Genomic DNA, 19565 nt, shown 5'->3' on the forward strand with positions numbered 1-19565 from the left:
AACTTGCGCATGAATAAACTAATAATTCAATTACTGTAAAATGAAACTCTATATAATCACCGGCGGTCCCGGTGCCGGCAAAACAACTTTAATTAATACACTTCAGAAGAGAGGGTTTAAAACAGTCCCAGAAGATGCAAGAGATATCATCAGAGAACAGATGGTTACAGATGGTGATGGATTACCATGGAAGAATAAAATACTTTATGCCCAAATGATGGCTGAAGCTTCTATACATAGCTATTTGAATGTTATGAGTGAACCTTCAGAAAACACCATTTTTTTCGACAGAGGTTTACCCGATACAATCTGCTATATGAAAATGGAAAAGCTGCCAATCTCTAAAGACCTTATACAGTTGGCAGACATCATTGCATATCACAGAAAAGTATTTATACTTCCGCCTTGGAAAGAAATCTATATTAATGATGCGGAACGCAAACAAAACTGGGAAGAAGCCGTAGAAACTTATGAACAAATGAGACTTACTTATGCGGAATTAGGGTATGAACTTATTGTAGTTCCTAAAGATTCTACTGAAAAACGCTGTCAGTTTATATCAGACCTTATCTAGTTATTTCTTTTTTCTCATTTTTCTTTTCTTCATTCTGCTGGCAAACTCAATTTCTTCATCATCATTTTCATTACTTACAGGCAGAATTCCACCAAAGGATTCGAAAAAAGAATCTCCGCTACTTTCAACTGCATTGAAAAGATGATAACTGTGTTGAGTAGGTTTTAGATGAAGAGTATGTTGATCTTCCATTTCCTCCTCTACCATCTTGCTTGGATTATTCCATTTATCATTAAAAACATTCGCTGAACATTCTTTTCCAAAACGTGATCCATTCCAGACCGTTTTTGACTGATGATCAATAAATGTCATTCCGTAAATTCTTCCCTGAGCATTTTTGCGGATCACTGTATCGATGCTTTCTTTTTGTAATTTTTTAATAAATGATTTTTCATCTTTTGAAGATTGTAATGACAAGATGATTTTTTCTTGTAGCTTTTCTCTCTTAGGAAGATTTTTAATTTTTACCTTATTAGATTCAAAGTGTTTCTCCAAAGAATCAAGACCAGCCTTTTTTCCAAACAGCGATGCTTTAAAAGGATTTCCTATCTTTTTACCTTTACGGTCTGTCGGAAAGTAGAGTAAACCTCTTTGCAAATGACCGTGCAGTTCTCCTTCCACTTTTTCCGCAGTAATATTGAAAAGAGTGAGCAGGGCATTATATTCACCCAAGGACTGAAATTGATATTGAGAACTGATATGCCTTACTACTGAGGCAATCTGACTTTTTATATCGCCTCTCTTATAATCGACCGCCTTAAAAATCGGGCTGTTCAATTGAGTTTCTTTTTCAAGTGCTGAAATCAATCCGAATTTCTTTTCCAGTTTCCGGCATACTCTCATCGAACGAACCTTTTCGAATTTGTCAGAAATCTTTTTACCCTTCTCATCGACACAGACAGAAACAATATGAATATGACTTCGGTCTATATCAGTATGTTTAAATACAACAAACGGCTGTTCGCCATAGCCCATTTCCTCCATATATTGCTGAGCCATTTGTCTGTATTTCTCATCAGAAACATTGTCTTTAGGATCTGGATTTAAAGAAATATGCAAAGTATGTTTTTCTGTATTTCGATTGGCAAACAGATAAGGTTCAAAAGATTTTGCTAGCTGACTTAACGTGTACTTGCCATCTGCTGTTTCAATCATTTTATTAGTCAGCAGAATTTCTCCTTTCTCCTTTTCTATTTTCAGATTATTGTAGGACAATGTACCGAACAACTTGCTGCTTCTTCCGATTTTAGCAATCATATTATCATTTCTTTTTTGATATGTTTTTGATTAAACTCTTCAGTCAATTGAACTACTTTTTTGAATAGTTCTACCATTTCTATAGTCTGTTTTTCCAATTTAAAAAGTAAAGCCGCCGCTTTTTTCTCAGAAAAATGAGTGTAAAGCAGTCTAACAATTTGATTATAATTGACACCGACCGCACGAAACTGGCTGTGAAATGAGGTCAGTCTCATATAAAAATCTATCGTGCCTTTATCCAATTTGACCATCTTAACCGTTTTCTCAAAAATACAGGAAGTTATAAAATGAGCTTTGACATTCATTCCTGACTGGTCGAAAAGTTCAAGAAAACGGGCGTGTTCGACCTCATTAAAAGAGATTGTGTAACGAATTTTTGCAGGGTCAACCTTTGGTCGACGACCTGTTTTTTTCTGTTTATTATTCTGATTATTCATAATCCATCCATTTAATTTTATAAAACATCGACTTCGGAGAGTGTTTTCAGCCCCCTGCAAGGGCAAGTTGTTTTCAGCATCCGAAAATGTTTCGAGATGCTCAAAACACAACTTGCCCCTTTCGGGTGAAAGGATATGTCTTTAATAAAATAGATTTAAAAGCTCCAACCAATTCAGACAATCCTATTTCAAAATATCCTCAGCCTTTTGAAGCAAAGTAAGCCACTATCAATAAAAAAAACAGTACAGTAGACAAAGCCAAAAAAGGACGTAGACTTCCAAAGCCGACCATAACCAAAGCACTGATATACAAATGTTTTTCATTTGCTTCAGATTGAGAGCAGGGCTTCAAAAATGCTGACTTGATAGAAATCTTGAGCCTTTTAGATCTTGAATTCCTGTCATCAGGATTTCCAGACGTCAAGAGATTATTGTTGATAGATAGAACTCAGAAATGCTATCTGTCAGGATTGTAAAACGGATGGCATAAAGTAATGAATATTGGAAGACTTTCTAGTTAGCAGGAATCTTAGCCAACTATAGTGATGGCAAAATTGACTTCTTGAAATCAGTGCTGCCTTAAGACTTGCTGTCAGCCATTCTTTAAATAAGATTTAATTAAAATTTTAAAAAAAAATGAAAACAAAGAAACAACCAACAGTTATTGCATTTTCCACTCAAAAGGGAGGGGTTGGTAAAAGCACATTTACAACATTGATAGCGAGTATTCTTCATTATAGGATGGGCTATCAGGTTGCTGTTTTTGACTGTGATTTTCCGCAATACAGTTTATTGCAGATGAGAGAGCGGGATTTAAAAATGGTTATGCAGAATGAGGTTTTAAAAAAGATTGCTCACAGACAATTTACGACTATCAATAAAAAAGCTTATCCTATTTTCCAGAGTAAAACCGATAAGGTTTTAGAGGAGATGGAGATGTATGTCTATAACACGGAGATTACCCCTGATATCATCTTCTTAGATTTGCCGGGAACCGTTAATACTGCGGGTATTCTAAAAACTCTAACGAATGTTAATTATATTTTTTCTCCGATAACTGCCGATCGGCTTGTATTGGAAAGTACTCTAAGTTTCACTGATGTACTAACCAATATCTTGATGAAAGAAAATCAAACGGAGATTCGAGGCATCCATTTATTCTGGAATCAGGTAGATGGAAGAGAGAGAACAATGTTATACAAAAATTATAGTAAAGTGATTTTAGATTTAGGACTGCAGTTGATGGAGACCACAATTACTGACAGTAAAAGATTTAGGAAAGAAGGGGAGACTATTGCAAAAACGGTCTTTCGTTCAACATTACTACCTGCAGATCCTAAGTTGTTAGGCCAATGCCGGCTTGATCAATTTGTAGATGAATTTTTAAGAATTATCAAATTATAGCAATATGGATAACGAAAAGAAAAATAACAATGCGGAGAGCGGTATAGATGAACAATATCTGATGTCCATAATGGCTGGAAGCTCCAAAAAGGAAGTGCCTGCAGAAAAGAGTAATATCCCAAAGGAGAAAGATGTGACGAAAAATAAGTTGAAGAGTAGAAAGTCATCAGATCTAAATTATGTGGAGCATTTTCTGACCCATCATACAATGACAAAGCGGGGTGATAAAAGTATCTATATCCGTCCGGAGTATCACGAACGTCTTTCCCGAATAATTCAAATCATTGCTGATGATCAGATACCGTTATATGCTTATTTGGATAATATATTGGCTTATCATTTCGAAATGTTTGAAAAGGAAATTACTGAAGATTTTAATAACAAATACCGTCCAATCTTTTAACCCTAAATATTATGGAACAAATTATAATCATCGCTTTAATCATTGTTATCGTTATGATTCTCTTAAACAGAAAGTTTTCAATTACTATTAGAGAAAAAGATAATGGAGCTAAAACTACAAACCTGCCGTCGATTATGGGAGGTACTAAGCAAAGAGAAAGACATTCATTGCCAATCGATTCCAATGAGGGACAAAATGATATACCATTTACAGAAGAAAATAATTTTGAATCAGAAACTGAAGGAGAGGAATTTGAAAATGTTTATACGGCTAAAAATCTTGATGAAATCTTAGTCAAAAATGAAAATTGGCACGAGGATGAAGATTGGAAGTATCAACACTCTAATATTGAAAGCGGGTTTGCTACAGGGGTTACCTTTCAGGAATTGAGTACTGCTGGTCAGCTGCTTCAGCAGAAAATGCTGGAGCCTGATTTGGAACAACAAGCAGTAGATATCATCCAAAAAATTCAGGGAACTGAGCTTTTTGATCTATTAGAGAGTTCATTAGGAGATGCTTCAAAAAGAATTGGCAGCTTGTTAAAGGAGAGTATTTCGAATGAAGATGAGATTTTTTCATCAAAGCGAAGTAATTCTACAGACAGTTTCGACATTGGGGAGTTTGTTTAAACAAACTCCTTTATTTTATGTATTTATACAATAGAGTAACTGTATTCATAATCGATTAGATGGGATGTTGGAAGTTTCCCATCAGGAGCATGATAGCTATGGACGCTCCTTTTTCTCTCGGAGATGAGGTGCAGATTTTTTCTTGCCCTTGATGCTAGAACATATAATAATTTTTTTGAATTTACTATGCCATTGCGATCATTGAAATGTGGAACAAAACCATCTACAAGACCAAATCCAATTACCGTATCATATTCTTCTCCCTTTGTGCTATGAATTGTTGATACTGTGATTCCATCTCTCTGTCTGAAAACTTTTTTGAAATTTTCTATATCCCCAATATATGGATTTCCCTCTTCAATTAATCTCTCAATACGTGCTTCAGAACTAGAAAAAAAAGAATTATAGTGTTCTTCTAATGTTGGGAAATTTTTTAAAGTTATTTTAAATTTTATACAAATATTATCAAAAAATACCTTTAAGAATTTGAGACCATCTGTTTCAAAAACTTTATAAGAGTTGCAAGTTTTTAGAAAATCTTTAGAACTGGAATTAGATATATCAACTCCAGCCGAATCCAATATGTCTAAAATTTCTTTGCTCCATCTAAGTCGTCTTACGTACATAAACGGTGAAGGTTCTGTCAGTGCAATTCTAGAAATTTTAAACCAGAAGTTGTCAATGTCCCTTGAAAAGGGAGCCATACCTGGCCCATCAAAGCTATAATCAGGTAATCTTACAATAAGTCTTCTTGTAATGCTTGCAATATGAATCCATTGGGGTGCAGTAATACATATTTCATTGGGATTTATTCCCTTATCTTCGACATTGTATATAATTAGCCTTGCAATTTCTTCTACTAGGTCATCAACTGAAACAGTATAATTAAAAGTAATTGTACTAGGATAATCTTTATTTTTGCCATACGCTATGATAGGAGTTTCAAACGTTTTATAATAGTCAAAATAGCTAATTACTGCTGTGGACGATCTGTAGTTTTTATCTAGGGTCAGAGGTTTTAACTCAAAGCCCAATAATTTTTCTAATTCATCCTGCGGCATTGGATATCCGCCTAATGAATCATAAATTGATTGATTAGGATCTCCAACAATTAATGTTTTTGTAGCGCCTTTATTGGCACTAAGGATCTTTGAAATAATATGATATTGTATCTCTTTTGTATCTTGATACTCATCAATGAGAATAAATGGAAATAATTTGCTTAGGATTTTTTCAATAACAGGTTTTTTAAGCAATAATTGATATGAAAAAAACAAAATTTGTTCAAAATCAATTTGATGATTTTTTTCCAGTATTTTAAAATAACTACTCAAGATCTTTTTTAGTATTTCATGCTTATTAGTATCCAGACAAGTCAAATAAAACTTGTCTGTTTTAGCTAAGATTCCACAGTCATAATGAGTAATCTTCTGTTTCTTATATGGTTCACACAATTCAATTAATATCTTTTCAGCATCAAATGAATTAATAACGTTGAATCCATCTTTTAATCTCTCAGAATAGAGATGATAGGGCTTTAGAATCCATTCCATGCAGAATGAATGAATAGTACCTATCCAAAGTTGGGTAGTATCCACACCTAATAATTCAACCCTTTCCTTGATTTCCTCGGAGGCACTGTTGGTATATGTTATGGCTATAACAAATTCTTTATTTGATTTTAACCTGCTCAACTCGTAAGCAATTTTAAAAGTTAGCGTTCTGGTTTTTCCACTGCCAGGACATGCTACAAGAAAAACACTTTCTTCTTCAAGAATTGCTTTTTCTTGTTCTTCGTTAATACTACCTTTTTCCCAAAGAAACATAATTTACTTAAGTTTATTGATTAAGTTAATAATTTGATCAGATGGAATAACCAGATTAAGATCATCAATCAAATCCTCTAATAATCCATTTTCATTTTTGTACTTTAAAAGCTTAGCATAGCAGCTTGTGAAATCTAAAGTTTTGTCGTCTAAAATATTTTTTTCAATACGATATGCTATTATATCCGAAATGATTTGCGCTGAGTAGGTCTCTTTTGCAAATAATATTGCATCTAGTATATATTCTGGCATTATCGTTAAATGCGTTATATGTTTTCCCAACATAATGGCAAACCACCCTTTACCTTCTTGCTTTGCCATAGTAAGTACACGCTTTCCATATTTCGACACATCATCACTTTCAAGATCATCTTCTGCAATATTTTTTGTCTCTTCATCTTTATATACCTTAGCAATAATATTAACCACTTCCGGAGCATTACCAGCTGTAATGAAATCCACCTCAAAGGTATGATTGGCGTAAAATGTTTTTAAAAATGTATTTCCTTTTTCGAAATCGTCAAGAATGGCTTTTCTTTCCAAGCCTTTTTGTCTAGAAGTTTCAACTCTTTTTTTATATTTTTTTAATTTATCGCTATCATCCTCAAAAATCTCTGTATCACAAATTGCATCATCCAAATCAGTAATAATTGCACATTTTCTTTGAATCCTATCAGTGTGGAAGAGCTGTGCCACATTTATAAATCCAGTACTTCTAATATTTATTAAGCTAATTCCAAGTTCATCCAAACTTACTCCAAAAATTTTTTTAACCATAATTGGAATTAGTATTTCTTCTGCATCTCCTTCAACTAAAATTACCCCTTTAGCAAACAGCAGATTTGTTCTAACAGAATCAAGATATCTTTGTATTTGATCGATATTATTAGGTCTCAACCCATTTGCAGGATGATAGACTTCCGCATAGTTAAGTTTTTTTGCAAGTATATTAATATTTTCAACATTGCTAACTTCAGATATTTGAGTAGAATGAGTAGAGTAGATGATTTGTGTATCGCTGTAATCTAATTTATCGAATAGTGTTTTTTGGATATGGTTATGTATATGGGCTTCTGGTTCTTCAATAATTAAGAAATTGGCAAATGTATCTTTTGATTTACGGTATCTAAATTCTAACAATTTTAAGGTTAAGAAAATTAGATTTGCACCACCCAAACTTAATTCGTGAATACCTCCTTCATATGTTTCGCCAGGCTCACCAATAAACAATTTGAGTGATTGGAGTAGTTTTTCCGCTTCGTCAGGAACGCTAGATTTGATAGATAAAGACGAAGGGGAATAGGTTAATCCAACTGCATCCTGAATGGTGGATTTAATGTCAGTTCTAATACTTTGAACATCTGACAGAGCCTCAATTTTTTCATTAAGATCATTTACCATATCACTGATGGGCTTATAATCTTCTTCCTGAATCTCTCCACTTTTATTCTTTAAAAGTGTTAAGAGTGGATTAGTTCTGTTGTTATGAAAATCACTGACAACATCCCTTAAAGCTTGAATGAACGTAAACGAAACTTCTTTAGAAATTGATAGCTGATGGGGTATTTTAGATCCAAATTTAGAGGTGTCAATTGTGGAAGGAAATTTAACATTTTCAAAATCTCCTACAAGTTCTGCGTAGATTTTAGAATCTGTAAAGTCAACAGTACTTTTTCCTGTGAAGAATGTTTCGTAGTCATCCTGAACCGTAATATCCTTCAGAAGTTTTTGAAGTCCATCTGTATCACCCTCTGTCAGCTCTGACAGTTTCTGTCTCACGTCAGCTTTAGGACGAAAGAAAAGATTATAGGAAGCTTTTTTCACAAAATCTTCTTCCACAATTCCAGATCCGTGAATGAATAATGATTGAATTGCTTCTTCATCATTCAACTCATCAAATTCGATACTAATAATAATCCAATGTCCCTTCCATAACCCCTTATCTAATTTTCTGTTAAAATCACCTTCATTAAGCTTGTAAGCATATTGCATAGACGCATCTTCTAATAAAAGACGGATAGCTCTAAATAAATTTGTTTTTCCTGATCCGTTTTCGCCTATAATGGTGTTAATCCCTTTATTAAAATTAAAATTGGCGTTAACAAAGTTTCTATAATTAATCAAGCTGACCTTAGATATATACATGGACTATTAAGTTTTTTACTACTAATATATAGTAATTCTTCGATTCAAATGACATTGGATGCCAAATAGTTCTTCACATTACTACATCTTTAAAAACATCCTTACACCAAAACATCTTTGTCTTGGACTCTGTAGAGAGCAGGGTTTTCATAACAAAAAAATGTTTACAAAATGGAAAAACAGAGAAAAAAACTGATGTGTGCATTACTGGCAATCTTGATTGCTCAGTATGCTTTTTCACAGGGTAATGGCACTGCTGGAATCAACGAGGCAACCCAGATGGTTACCTCTTATTTTGAACCCGCTACTCAGCTTATTTACGCCATCGGTGCTGTCGTCGGATTGATCGGAGGCGTAAAGGTTTACAACAAATTTAGCAGCGGTGATCCCGACACCAGTAAAACCGCTGCGAGTTGGTTTGGTGCCTGTATCTTCCTGATTGTTGCGGCTACAATCCTTCGTTCATTCTTCCTTTAAAATGATAGTTATGAATACCTATCACATCAATAAAGGAATAGGAAGGACAGTAGAGTTCAAGGGACTGAAAGCACAATACCTGTTCATCTTTGCAGGAGGACTCTTAGGGTTACTGATCAGTGTCATGATTATGTACATGGCTGGCGTCAATACGTACATCTGTCTTATTCTTGGAGGATTCAGTAGTGGATTGCTGATTTGGCAGACCTTCGCATTGAACCGAAAATACGGAGAACATGGCCTCATGAAAATGGGCGCTCGCAAGAAGCACCCTAGGTATATCATCAGCCGTAAGAGTATCTATCGCTATCTGAAAACAAACCGTAAAAAATCCACTTTATGAGAAATTCTTCCAAAGTAGCCACCTTGGAAAGTAAATTTCCATTGCTGGCTATTGAAAATGACTGTATCATTTCAAAAGACGCAGATGTTACGGTGTGCTTTAAGGTTAGACTTCCTGAGTTGTTTACCGTTGCTTCTGCTGAGTATGAGGCCATGCATTCTGCCTGGTTCAAAGCAATCAAGACGCTGCCAGATTTTACCGTTGTCCATAAGCAAGACTGGTTTATCAAGGAGAACTACAATCCTGACCTATCAAGAGAAGACCAAAGTTTTTTGTCCAAATCTTTTGAAAGACATTTCAATGAAAGACCATTTCTAAATCACTATTGCTATCTATTCATTACAAAAACCAGTAAGGAGAGGATGAGGATGCAAAGCAATTTTTCATCTCTATGTAAAGGTAAGCTGATTCCAAAAGAAATTAAGGACAAGGAAGTTATCAGTCGTTTTCTTGAATCTGTCGATCAATTCGAAAGGATTATGAATGACAGCGGCTACATTCATTTGGAAAGGATGACTGAAGATGAAATCTCAGGAACTTCCGAAACGTCAGGATTATTGGAACAATATCTCACCTTATCCCGTGAAATCAATCCGTCTTTGCAGGACATCAAGTTAGGGTCGGAGGAAATGCGGATTGGCAACAATCGTATCAGTATGCATACGCTGTCGGATACTGATGATTTGCCGGGTACCGTTTCATCTCACAGTCGTTATGAGAAGCTAAGCACAGACCGCAGTGACTGTCTTCTGTCATTTGCATCACCGGTGGGGCTTTTGCTAAGCTGTAATCATCTTTACAATCAGTATCTGTTCATTGACAACAGTGATGAGAACCTTCGCCAGTTTGAAAAATCTGCAAGGAATATGCATTCATTGGCGAGATACAGCAGAGCCAATCAAATCAACAAGGAATGGATCGAGAAATATCTGAATGAAGCACATTCTTACGGTATGCAATCCATACGTGCGCATTTCAATGTGATGTCCTGGTCTGATAATCCTGGTGAATTAAAGCAGTTGAAGAATGATACAGGAAGCGCCTTAGCACTGATGGAATGTAAGCCACGTCATAATACCACGGATACAGCCACGCTATACTGGGCAGGAATCCCGGGCAACTCCGGGGATTTTCCAAGTGAAGAAAGCTTCTACACATTCATAGAACCGGCATTGTGTTTTTTCACTGAAGAAACGAACTATCAGGATTCACCGTCACCATTCGGAATCAAGATGGCTGACCGTCTGACCGGAAAACCCATTCATCTCGATATATCAGATTTGCCGATGAAACAGGGAATTATTACGAATAGAAATAAATTTATCCTCGGACCTTCAGGAAGCGGTAAATCTTTCTTTACCAATCATATGGTAAGACAGTATTATGAGCAGGGCGCTCATGTACTCTTAGTCGATACCGGAAATTCCTATCAGGGATTGTGTGAACTGATCAAGGGGAAGACGAAAGGAGAGGATGGGGTGTATTTTACCTACACTGAGGATAATCCGATTGCATTCAATCCATTTTATACTGATGACGGAATCTTTGACATTGAAAAGCGGGAGAGTATCAAAACCCTGATTCTGACGCTTTGGAAAAGAGATGACGAACCACCCACCCGTTCAGAGGAGGTAGCATTGTCCAATGCCGTCAGCGGATACATTGAGAAGATCAGATCCAATGACGAGCATCCTTCTTTCAATGGTTTCTATGATTATGTGAAAGATGATTATCAGAAAGTATTGGAGCAAAAGAAAGTCAGAGAAAAGGACTTTGATATTGCCAATTTCCTTAATGTGCTGGAACCTTACTACAGAGGCGGGGAGTATGACTATCTGCTCAATTCAGAAAAGCAGCTGGACTTGTTATCCAAACGATTCATCGTTTTTGAAATAGATGCCATTAAAGATCATAAGATTCTGTTCCCTATTGTAACTATAATCATTATGGAAGTCTTCATCAATAAGATGCGAAGACTCAAAGGAATCAGAAAGCTGATCCTCATTGAAGAGGCCTGGAAAGCCATTGCCAAGGAGGGTATGGCAGAGTACATTAAATATCTTTTTAAGACGGTAAGAAAATTCTTTGGGGAAGCAATTGTGGTAACTCAGGAAGTCGATGATATCATCCAGTCACCAATTGTGAAGGAAAGTATTATTAACAATTCCGACTGTAAGATTCTTCTTGACCAGCGAAAGTATATGAACAAGTTCGATGACATTCAGGCGATGTTAGGATTAACGGACAAAGAAAAATCTCAGGTATTGTCCATTAATATGAACAACGATCCGAGAAGATTGTATAAAGAAGTCTGGATTGGTTTGGGTGGAACTCATTCAGCAGTCTATGCGACCGAAGTTTCTACCGAAGAATATTTGGCTTATACCACTGAAGAAACGGAAAAGATGGAAGTGATAAATCTTGCATCAGAACTTGACGGCAATGTAGAACATGCCATCAAGCGGATTTCTCTCAAGAGAATCAAATCGAATACAAAAGACAATTAAATCATTTAAAATTTTACAAACAATGAAACAATTAATCATCAAAACAATGATGGCAGCATCATTTGCAGCCGTAACATTTGCTAAAGCACAATTTGTAGTGACCGATCCAGCCAACCTGGCTTCAGGGATATTAAACTCTGCCAATGAAATTGTGCAGACCTCATCTACGGTATCGAACGTCGTTAAGAACTTCAATGAAGTTAAGAAAGTGTATGAGCAGGGAAAGGAATATTATGACCAGTTGAAAGCCATCAACAATCTGGTTAAGGATGCCAGAAAGGTACAACAGACTGTCCTATTGGTAGGCGATGTTTCTGAAATGTATGTCAACAATTTCGGAAAGATGCTGAATGATCCCAACTTCAATGCTCAGGAATTAGCTTCCATTGCCAATGGTTACTCTGCACTTCTTACCGAAAGTACCGAGCTTTTAAAAGAACTCAAAGAGATCATTACCTCCAACGGTCTTTCTCTCAATGATAAAGAAAGGATGGATGTTGTTGACCGGGTTTATAAGGAGGTCAAAGCGTATCATAATTTGGTACGGTACTATACCAATAAGAATATTTCGGTCAGCTATCTGAGAGCTAAAAAACAGAACAACACGCAAAGAGTATTGAATCTTTACGGAACCTCCAATCAAAAATACTGGTAAGATGGAACCGAATAACTTACACGAAGTCCTGCGTTCCGTTTACGAAGAAATGATGCCGATGTGCGCCGATATGGCTGCGGTAGCAAAAGGAGTAGCCGGACTAGGCGCCTTGTTTTATGTGGCATTAAAAGTATGGCAGTCGTTGAGTCGAGCGGAACCTCTTGACTTGTTTCCTATGCTGAGACCTTTTGCCATAGGAATCTGCATTATGTTTTTCTCAACATTGGTTTTAGGCAGTCTGAATGGTGTAATGAGTCCGATTGTTCAGGGCAGTCACTCTATGCTGGAAAATCAGGTATTAGATATGAATGATTTACAACAAAAAAAGGATCTTTTGGAACGTGAAGCGATGCTCAGAAATCCTGAGATGGCTTATCTCATTTCAAATGAAGAATTTGACAAAAAGCTGGAGGAACTTGGCTGGTCGCCATCGGATCTGGTCACGATGTCAGGAATGTATATTGAGAGAGAAATGTATGCTATCAAGAAAGATATAAGGGATGGTTTCCGTGAGTTTCTTGAAATCCTCTTTCAATCAGCTGCATTGGTTATCGATACCATCAGAACCTTTTTTCTGATAGTGCTTTCAATTTTAGGACCTATCGCATTTGCAATATCAGTATGGGATGGTTTTCAGACCACTTTGAGCCAATGGCTGACAAGATACATCAGTGTTTATCTATGGCTTCCGGTTGCAGATATATTCAGCGCCATTCTTGCCAAAATACAGACTTTGATCTTAGAACGGGACATCGAGATGCTCGCTGATCCCGCGTTCATCCCTGATACTTCCAATACAGTTTACATCATTTATATGGTGATTGGCATCATAGGCTACTTTACGGTACCAACGGTGACGGGGTGGGTCATTCAGGCAGGAGGCGCAGGTAATTTCATGCGCAACGTGAACCAGACTGCTACCAAGACAGGCAATGTTGCTGGAGCTGCAGTTGGCTCAGCATCAGGAAATATTTCGGGAAGATTATTAAAATAAAAATACAGTTCAATGGAATTTAAAACTTTAAGAAATATTGAGAGCAGCTTCAAGCAGATCCGACTGTTTACGTTTGTTTTTGCAGTCCTGTGCTTTGGAGTGGTTGGGGTGGTTGTCTTCAAATCCTATCAGTTCGCCGAAGAACAGCGCCAGAAAATCTATGTTCTGGATAATGGTAAATCTTTAATGGTCGCGCTATCGCAGGATATGTCAATTAACAGACCCGTTGAAGCAAGAGAACATGTGAGACGATTTCACGAATTGTTTTTCACGATAGCACCCGATAAGAATGCCATTGAAAGCAATGTAAAAAGAGCCTTTAATCTGGCAGACCAATCTGCATTCAATTACTACAAGGATCTTCAGGAGAAAGGCTATTACAACAGGATCATTTCCGGTAATATTCAGCAGAGGATTGAGGTCGACAGTGTCGTTGCCAATTTCAACAGCTATCCCTATGGCGTAAAGACTTATGCCAGACAATTTATTATCCGATCAAGTAATCTCACCATCAGGAATTTAGTGACAGACTGTTCCCTGGTTAATTCAGTAAGGTCTGACAGTAATCCGCAGGGATTCACGATTGAAAAATTCAATGTGATTGAAAATAGAGATGTCGAAACCGTTGAACGCTAAAAAGACCACAATGAAAAATCTAAGAGATAAAATTGAACGCTATGTTTTAACGACAGAGCATCATTGGAAAGCGCTTTCTGTAGAAAAGCAAAGATTGCTGACTAAGGTTTTCTTTGGTGGCTATGTTTTGATTACAGTCCTAGTCATCATCAATGTATTTATTTCTACAAATAAAAGGAGTAATACAATGTCGATCAATCACATAGAAGGCATATACAAGATGCCTGAGGAAAAAGAATCTGGACTTGATACAAAAAGAAAATCACCCATTAAAAAATAGCTTATGAAAGATTCAGAGAAAATTAAATTGACAGAAAATGATCTCTCTCATAATTCTAATGACATGAGTTATAATTCTAAGGCTCAATGGGAGAAACTGAAAAAACCGATTATATACTTCTTGATGACAGCTGTTTGCGTAGGTTGCTTTTATCTGATCTTTAGACCAAAATCAGATAATAAAGTTGTTGAAGATGCTGGTTTTAATGCTGCTATTCCACAGGCAAAGGACGGTCAGTTACAATCAGATAAACAAAAAGCTTATGAGCAGCAGCTGTTGGAGCAAAAGAATGAAGAGAAAAGGAATGCAATGACCACCTTGTCCGACTATTGGAATGACCAAAACGGTTCAAATTCAAAAACTAATACATCAAGTCCAACTGTGGGTATTGGTGGGCTTCACCAGTCCGATCAGAATGCTGTGAACAGTTATCGTAATTCACAGCAGACCTTGACTTCGTTTTACGGTCGGGATGATCAGGAAGTCAATAATCTTAGGAAAGAAATTTCAAGATTAAAGAATGAAGCGATGCAGAATAATGCTGCTCCCGCAGGTCTTGGAATGAACGACCAGCTAGAACTGATGGAAAAATCATATCAGATGGCAGCTAAATACCTTCCAACGACTACAAAACAGGAAGAGCCAGCAGGAAAAGAAGAGCAAGAAAAACCTACTGAAAGGAAAGTGAAGCTGACACCCGCAAAACCAGCATTTAACAGAATTGTTTCTTCATTATACAGAGAGCCCTCTGACAGTGCTTTTATAGCAGGTTTGAATCAGAACAGATTTTATGAGACACAAAATGATTCAAATCATTCAGTTCAATCTAAAAATGCAATAAAGGGTGTAGTTTATGAGACCAAAACCGTAATTAATGAAAGCACATTATCCATCAGACTTTCAGAAGGAATGAAGCTGGGGCGTATAGAAATTCCTTCGGGAAGTTTACTGACTGCTATATGTAAATTTCAGGGAGGGAGGCTTCAGTTAAAGATTTCTTCCATTCAATTCAGAGGAAATGTTTATCCTGTAGAAATTAATGTTCACGACAATGACGGTCAATCCGGTTTATATGTTCCTTACTCACCAGAACAAACTGCCGTAAGCGATATTGTAGCTAATATGGGTCAGACTTCGGGAACCAATATTATGATGACCCAGTCTGCAGGACAGCAGGTTGCCGCAGATTTAAGTCGAGGGGTAGTACAGGGATTATCAGGCTATTTTCAAAAGAGAGTCAGACAATTGAAAGTCACTGTAAAGGCCGGGCAACAGGTCTTACTTGTACCGAAAAATAATTAACTAAAATTTAAAAAAATGAATGTATATAAGATTTACAGCAATGTGATAATTTTACTCCTGCTCTTTGCAGGACGGGCTTTTGCTCAGGATTATGATTCCATTAGAACCCATGTTTCCTTGGAAGAAGCGAAGCTGAATCCTTTCAGGATGCAGGTCACTTACAGCAAAACCAGTCATTTAATTTTCCCTTCACCTATTCGTTATGTCGATTTGGGAAGCGAATTATTGGTTGCGAATAAGGTGGAGCCTATTGGCAACGTTCTTAGAGTCAAATCTGCAGTCAGAGATTTCGAGGAAGAAACTAATTTTTCGGTCATTACGGAAGATGGTAAGTTTTACAGTTTTGATGTTTTTTACAGCTCCTTTCCTGATGTTCTCAGCTATGATCTTTTAAAGATGCAAAGAAGCAGTGAACGGCAGTACTCAACCGATGTGCTTTTTGAAGATCTCAAAGGAAGTTCTTCATCTCTGACAGAATTGATTATGGAAAATCTGTACAGAAAAAGTCGCAAAACCGTAAAGCATATAGCCTCGAAAAGTTTTGGGATTCAGTTTTCAGTCAGAGCATTACACGTCAATGACAGTAAATTCTATTTTACCATCGAAGTTAATAATAGCAGCAATGTCGCTTGCGACATTGAATTGATCAACTTCAAAATTGTAGATAAGAAGAACTTAAAAAGAACAGTAGTTCAGGATAAGCTGCTAGAGCCGATTAGAGTTTATTTTCCGGTGATGACCGCAATTCATCATTCTAATATAAAGGGTGTTTACTTATTGGAGCAATTTACCTTGTTAAAAGACCAGGTCTTAGAAATCGAGCTTCTGGAAAAGAATGGGGGACGAAATCAAAAAGTTCAGCTTGAGAATACCGAGCTAGTCAATGCGAAACTAATCAATAGCTTAAATTTCAAAACCGACTAAGATGAACAGATTATTGATAACAATGCTTTTCATTTTAACAATGAATGTACAATCATTTGCACAGCAGATGATTCCAAAGCAAAAAGGATTTGAAATATCCTATTCCGTATTTCCAAATTCTCCTGAAAAACAGAATTATGTGTTAGCGGTTGGTATGATTTCTTACAGCAAAAATGGTAAATATGTTTTTGGACGGGCTGAATATAGCCGGAAATATTTTGAGTACAAAGACTACGATATACCGATTGATACCTTCCTATTAAATGCTGGTTACAGTTTCTATTTGATAGGTGATTCAATGCGAAATGTGAATTTGAATTTTGGGCTCGGTGCTCTTGCTGGCTATGAAGTGGTTAACAGAAATAAACCACTAATTTACGACGGTTCCTTATTGAACACTACAGAAAGCTTTGTATATGGAGTTTCAGGTAAGTTATCTTTAGAAAGTTATCTGACTGAACACATAGTATTTGTTGTTGATGGCCAGTTGCGGTTTTTGCAGAACAGTCAGCTTGGAACTTTACATTCTTTGATTGGAGTAGGATTACGGTATAATTTTTAAAATATCTAATATGAAAAATGCAACTAAAATACTAAATCTTTTAAAGTATTCATTTATCCTGGTTTTAATGGGTATCGTTTTTAATTCATGTCAGGACAATGATTGGGAAATAAAACAAAACTTTCCATTCGAGGTCAAAGTGATGCCAGTTCCAAGCAAGATAAAAGAAAATGAGACGGTTGAAATAAGAATGTCTTTGGAAACAGCTGCTACCTTTAGCGAGACAAAATACACTATTCGATATTTTCAATATGAAGGAAGCGGCAAACTTCAACATTATGATGATATACCATATCTTCCAAATGATGAATATCTATTACCTCAAAAACAGTTCAGGCTGTATTATACTTCTGAATCACAAGAATCTCACAAATTCAGTATTTGGATTAAGGATAGTTTTAGTAATGAGAAACGAATAGATTTTGAATTCGATAACACTCAATAACTTTCAATCGATCAACTGTTTTGAAATGTTAAGTATTAAGCAAGGCACTTCAAATGAGTTGATTTCCAATAAGAAGCGAAAAGACGTTTCCGACCATCGGAAGGAATTGTTTTTTCGCACAAATTTTAAAAAACGGCAAATTTAATTGTCGTTTTGTTTTTTTCAAGAATTTAATTGGATAAATAACCCTCATCTGCAAATGAGCAGTGGTGACTTGCTGTTAAGATACAGTGATCCAATAATCTGATGTTGAGAAATTCTGATGCTTTCTTTATATTTTGTGTTATCTTGAGGTCTTCTCCTGAAGGTTTCAGGTTTCCGGAGGGGTGGTTGTGTGCTATAATGATTGCGGTAGCATTGCAGAGCAGAGCAGCCTGCATAATAATTCTTACATCAACCATCGTTGAGGAAATGCCGCATTCAGAAATTTTCTTGATTCCCAATACATTGTTTGCCTGATTCAGATAAAGGGCATAGAAAGATTCTCTGTAATCGATTTCGTCACTGTCAAAATGCTGACGGAAAACACTTACCGCATCGTTTGAGTTGGTAATCTTCTTTTCACTGTTGCCTTTTCGGGTGTATGTTATTTTTATTTCGTTCACAATACTGTAATTCATATTAGTGCTCCTGCACGGTGGAGACTTGGATTTCCCGTGCGTAGAAAATTTATAGGGGTATCAGTTCATTAGTAGCGAATCTGCTCCAGTTTTGGCAAATATCTCACATAATTCAAATGCTTTTTGCGATTTGATTTGCGCAGTTCCGCCCATAACAATAGATTGTAGTTTGGCTTCATCATCTTTGTAGGTCTTTACATTTTGGTAAAAACCAGTAACGGCATTGTAAGCTCCAAATAATGTCCCTTTGGTAGTTTCCATCTGCTGGGTATCGCTCATCATAGCGTAAGCAAAAGCATCATCAACAGTATTTTTAAAGACAGTTGACAGTTCGTCAAAATTCCCCATTTGCAGATGATTTAAAGTTTCTTTGTTTGGGCAGAGTGCCAATCGAATGAGCTTTTTCATTTCAGCGTCTCCAACAGTTATTTTTGACCAATGATTAAACGTGTTTTCCAATTCATTACTTAATTTGTTTGCTAATCCCATGACTTTGTGAGCATCATCTAAACGTTGTTTTGCTCCTGCGGTATGTCTGATTCGTACCACATTACTCATGTTTTTTAGGGATGCATTTAAAGTGTTTTGGCAAACGATACGGATTGGAGTAAATGCGGCGGTAATGCTTCCGCTTCCATCATGTGAGGTTGTTAAGAAAATATATTTTTCTGTAATATCATCACCGTTTCCAACACGGATATAATCGGGAAGTTTAGCCGTAATAAAAATTCTTTCGCCATTTCCTAAAGCTCCTGCAGTCTCGTATAAAATACCGTTTCCACCGCCTACAATTGAATCAAAAAAAGAAAAGGCTTCACGGCTTTGTACAATATGATAATCTTTTCCTACTACACCCAAAACAGTGTTATTATCAGTACGGATATTGGCAAAGTAATTTGGAACATCCAATTCTGAATCAATCATTTCAATTCCGTTGTCATTGTCAATAATTCCTGAACCTTTTGTAAATAAGGGAGATTTCTCTACATCATAGTCAAGTCCTGCAAACTTAATTGCTTCCTCACTCGTTGGGTGTTCCTGCACAATCTGTCCTAAGTTGTGCCATGCTTTTTCTTTAACAGTAAAAAATGAGTATTTCCCTGTTCTGTTGTTGAAATTTAAATTATGTGCCATGATAATGATTT

21 protein-coding genes are annotated in these 19565 nt (G+C 36.4%); 15 read left to right on the plus strand and 6 right to left on the minus strand.

Going from position 1 to position 19565, the window contains the following annotated elements:
* Positions 1-40 precede the first annotated feature (40 nt).
* Entirely contained in the window at positions 41-574 is a 534-nt protein-coding gene (locus J2Y40_RS04115) for an AAA family ATPase (protein ID WP_309997249.1), read from the plus strand.
* Here the strand turns inward: J2Y40_RS04115 and mobB are convergent, their stop codons facing one another.
* Together mobB and mobA are read right to left on the minus strand one after the other, a co-directional pair.
* Entirely contained in the window at positions 575-1831 is a 1257-nt protein-coding gene (mobB, locus tag J2Y40_RS04120) for a conjugal transfer protein MobB (RefSeq protein WP_309997251.1), read from the minus strand.
* Positions 1828-2268 carry a conjugal transfer protein MobA gene (mobA, locus tag J2Y40_RS04125; protein WP_309997254.1) on the minus strand — a complete coding sequence of 147 codons (441 nt, stop codon included), beginning with the start codon at positions 2266-2268 and terminating at the stop codon, positions 1828-1830. The genes mobB and mobA overlap by 4 nt, the downstream gene beginning before the upstream one ends.
* A gap of 636 nt (positions 2269-2904) precedes the next feature.
* On the opposite strand from mobA, the gene J2Y40_RS04130 reads away from it, so the two are divergent.
* Genes J2Y40_RS04130 through J2Y40_RS04140 form a run of 3 tightly spaced genes read left to right on the plus strand, consistent with a single transcriptional unit; the run spans position 2905 to position 4704 of the window.
* Entirely contained in the window at positions 2905-3672 is a 768-nt protein-coding gene (locus J2Y40_RS04130) for a ParA family protein (RefSeq protein ID WP_309997256.1), read from the plus strand.
* Positions 3673-3676: 4 nt separating this feature from the next.
* A complete protein-coding gene (locus J2Y40_RS04135; RefSeq protein WP_309997259.1) occupies positions 3677-4075 on the plus strand; it encodes a DUF3408 domain-containing protein in 399 nt (132 codons plus the stop codon).
* Between the two features lie 11 nt (positions 4076-4086).
* Positions 4087-4704, plus strand: coding sequence for a hypothetical protein (locus J2Y40_RS04140; protein WP_309997261.1), 618 nt, complete (start codon positions 4087-4089; stop codon positions 4702-4704).
* Positions 4705-4727: 23 nt separating this feature from the next.
* Here the strand turns inward: J2Y40_RS04140 and J2Y40_RS04145 are convergent, their stop codons facing one another.
* A complete protein-coding gene (locus J2Y40_RS04145; RefSeq protein WP_309997263.1) occupies positions 4728-6530 on the minus strand; it encodes an ATP-dependent helicase in 1803 nt (600 codons plus the stop codon).
* A 3-nt stretch (positions 6531-6533) separates the two neighbouring features.
* Positions 6534-8675, minus strand: coding sequence for an AAA family ATPase (locus J2Y40_RS04150; protein WP_309997265.1), 2142 nt, complete (start codon positions 8673-8675; stop codon positions 6534-6536).
* Between the two features lie 171 nt (positions 8676-8846).
* Here J2Y40_RS04150 and J2Y40_RS04155 point away from each other — a divergent pair, with 171 nt between their 5' ends.
* Genes J2Y40_RS04155 through J2Y40_RS04205 form a run of 11 tightly spaced genes read left to right on the plus strand, consistent with a single transcriptional unit; the run spans position 8847 to position 17800 of the window.
* Positions 8847-9152, plus strand: coding sequence for a DUF4134 domain-containing protein (locus tag J2Y40_RS04155; RefSeq protein ID WP_309997267.1), 306 nt, complete (start codon positions 8847-8849; stop codon positions 9150-9152).
* A gap of 10 nt (positions 9153-9162) precedes the next feature.
* Entirely contained in the window at positions 9163-9495 is a 333-nt protein-coding gene (locus tag J2Y40_RS04160) for a DUF4133 domain-containing protein (protein ID WP_309997269.1), read from the plus strand.
* The gene (locus tag J2Y40_RS04165) at positions 9492-12002 is read left to right on the plus strand and encodes a TraG family conjugative transposon ATPase (protein ID WP_309997271.1); all 2511 of its coding nucleotides are present in this window, start codon (positions 9492-9494) and stop codon (positions 12000-12002) included. The genes J2Y40_RS04160 and J2Y40_RS04165 overlap by 4 nt, the downstream gene beginning before the upstream one ends.
* A 46-nt stretch (positions 12003-12048) precedes the next feature.
* A complete protein-coding gene (locus J2Y40_RS04170) occupies positions 12049-12657 on the plus strand; it encodes a DUF4141 domain-containing protein (RefSeq protein WP_409017666.1) in 609 nt (202 codons plus the stop codon).
* 1 nt (position 12658) lies between these two features.
* Complete coding sequence (traJ, locus tag J2Y40_RS04175; protein ID WP_309997275.1) at positions 12659-13651, plus strand: conjugative transposon protein TraJ; 993 nt, start codon at positions 12659-12661, stop codon at positions 13649-13651.
* Positions 13652-13663: 12 nt separating this feature from the next.
* Complete coding sequence (gene traK, locus J2Y40_RS04180; protein WP_309997278.1) at positions 13664-14287, plus strand: conjugative transposon protein TraK; 624 nt, start codon at positions 13664-13666, stop codon at positions 14285-14287.
* A 10-nt stretch (positions 14288-14297) separates the two neighbouring features.
* A complete protein-coding gene (locus J2Y40_RS04185; RefSeq protein WP_309997280.1) occupies positions 14298-14567 on the plus strand; it encodes a hypothetical protein in 270 nt (89 codons plus the stop codon).
* A 3-nt stretch (positions 14568-14570) separates the two neighbouring features.
* Entirely contained in the window at positions 14571-15869 is a 1299-nt protein-coding gene (gene traM, locus J2Y40_RS04190) for a conjugative transposon protein TraM (protein WP_309997282.1), read from the plus strand.
* A 15-nt stretch (positions 15870-15884) separates the two neighbouring features.
* Positions 15885-16793 carry a conjugative transposon protein TraN gene (traN, locus tag J2Y40_RS04195; RefSeq protein ID WP_309997284.1) on the plus strand — a complete coding sequence of 303 codons (909 nt, stop codon included), beginning with the start codon at positions 15885-15887 and terminating at the stop codon, positions 16791-16793.
* A 1-nt stretch (position 16794) separates the two neighbouring features.
* A complete protein-coding gene (locus J2Y40_RS04200; RefSeq protein WP_309997286.1) occupies positions 16795-17355 on the plus strand; it encodes a conjugal transfer protein TraO in 561 nt (186 codons plus the stop codon).
* A gap of 10 nt (positions 17356-17365) precedes the next feature.
* Positions 17366-17800 carry a TraQ conjugal transfer family protein gene (locus J2Y40_RS04205; RefSeq protein WP_309997289.1) on the plus strand — a complete coding sequence of 145 codons (435 nt, stop codon included), beginning with the start codon at positions 17366-17368 and terminating at the stop codon, positions 17798-17800.
* Between the two features lie 170 nt (positions 17801-17970).
* Here the strand turns inward: J2Y40_RS04205 and J2Y40_RS04210 are convergent, their stop codons facing one another.
* Positions 17971-18420: a JAB domain-containing protein gene (locus tag J2Y40_RS04210; RefSeq protein ID WP_309997290.1), complete on the minus strand. Its 450-nt coding sequence runs from the start codon at positions 18418-18420 to the stop codon at positions 17971-17973.
* A gap of 60 nt (positions 18421-18480) precedes the next feature.
* The gene (locus J2Y40_RS04215; protein ID WP_309997292.1) at positions 18481-19554 is read right to left on the minus strand and encodes a DUF932 domain-containing protein; all 1074 of its coding nucleotides are present in this window, start codon (positions 19552-19554) and stop codon (positions 18481-18483) included.
* Positions 19555-19565 lie beyond the last annotated feature (11 nt).

It is taken from the genome of Chryseobacterium sp. 2987 (assembly GCF_031456375.1).
In the GTDB taxonomy this organism is placed as follows: domain Bacteria; phylum Bacteroidota; class Bacteroidia; order Flavobacteriales; family Weeksellaceae; genus Chryseobacterium; species Chryseobacterium vaccae.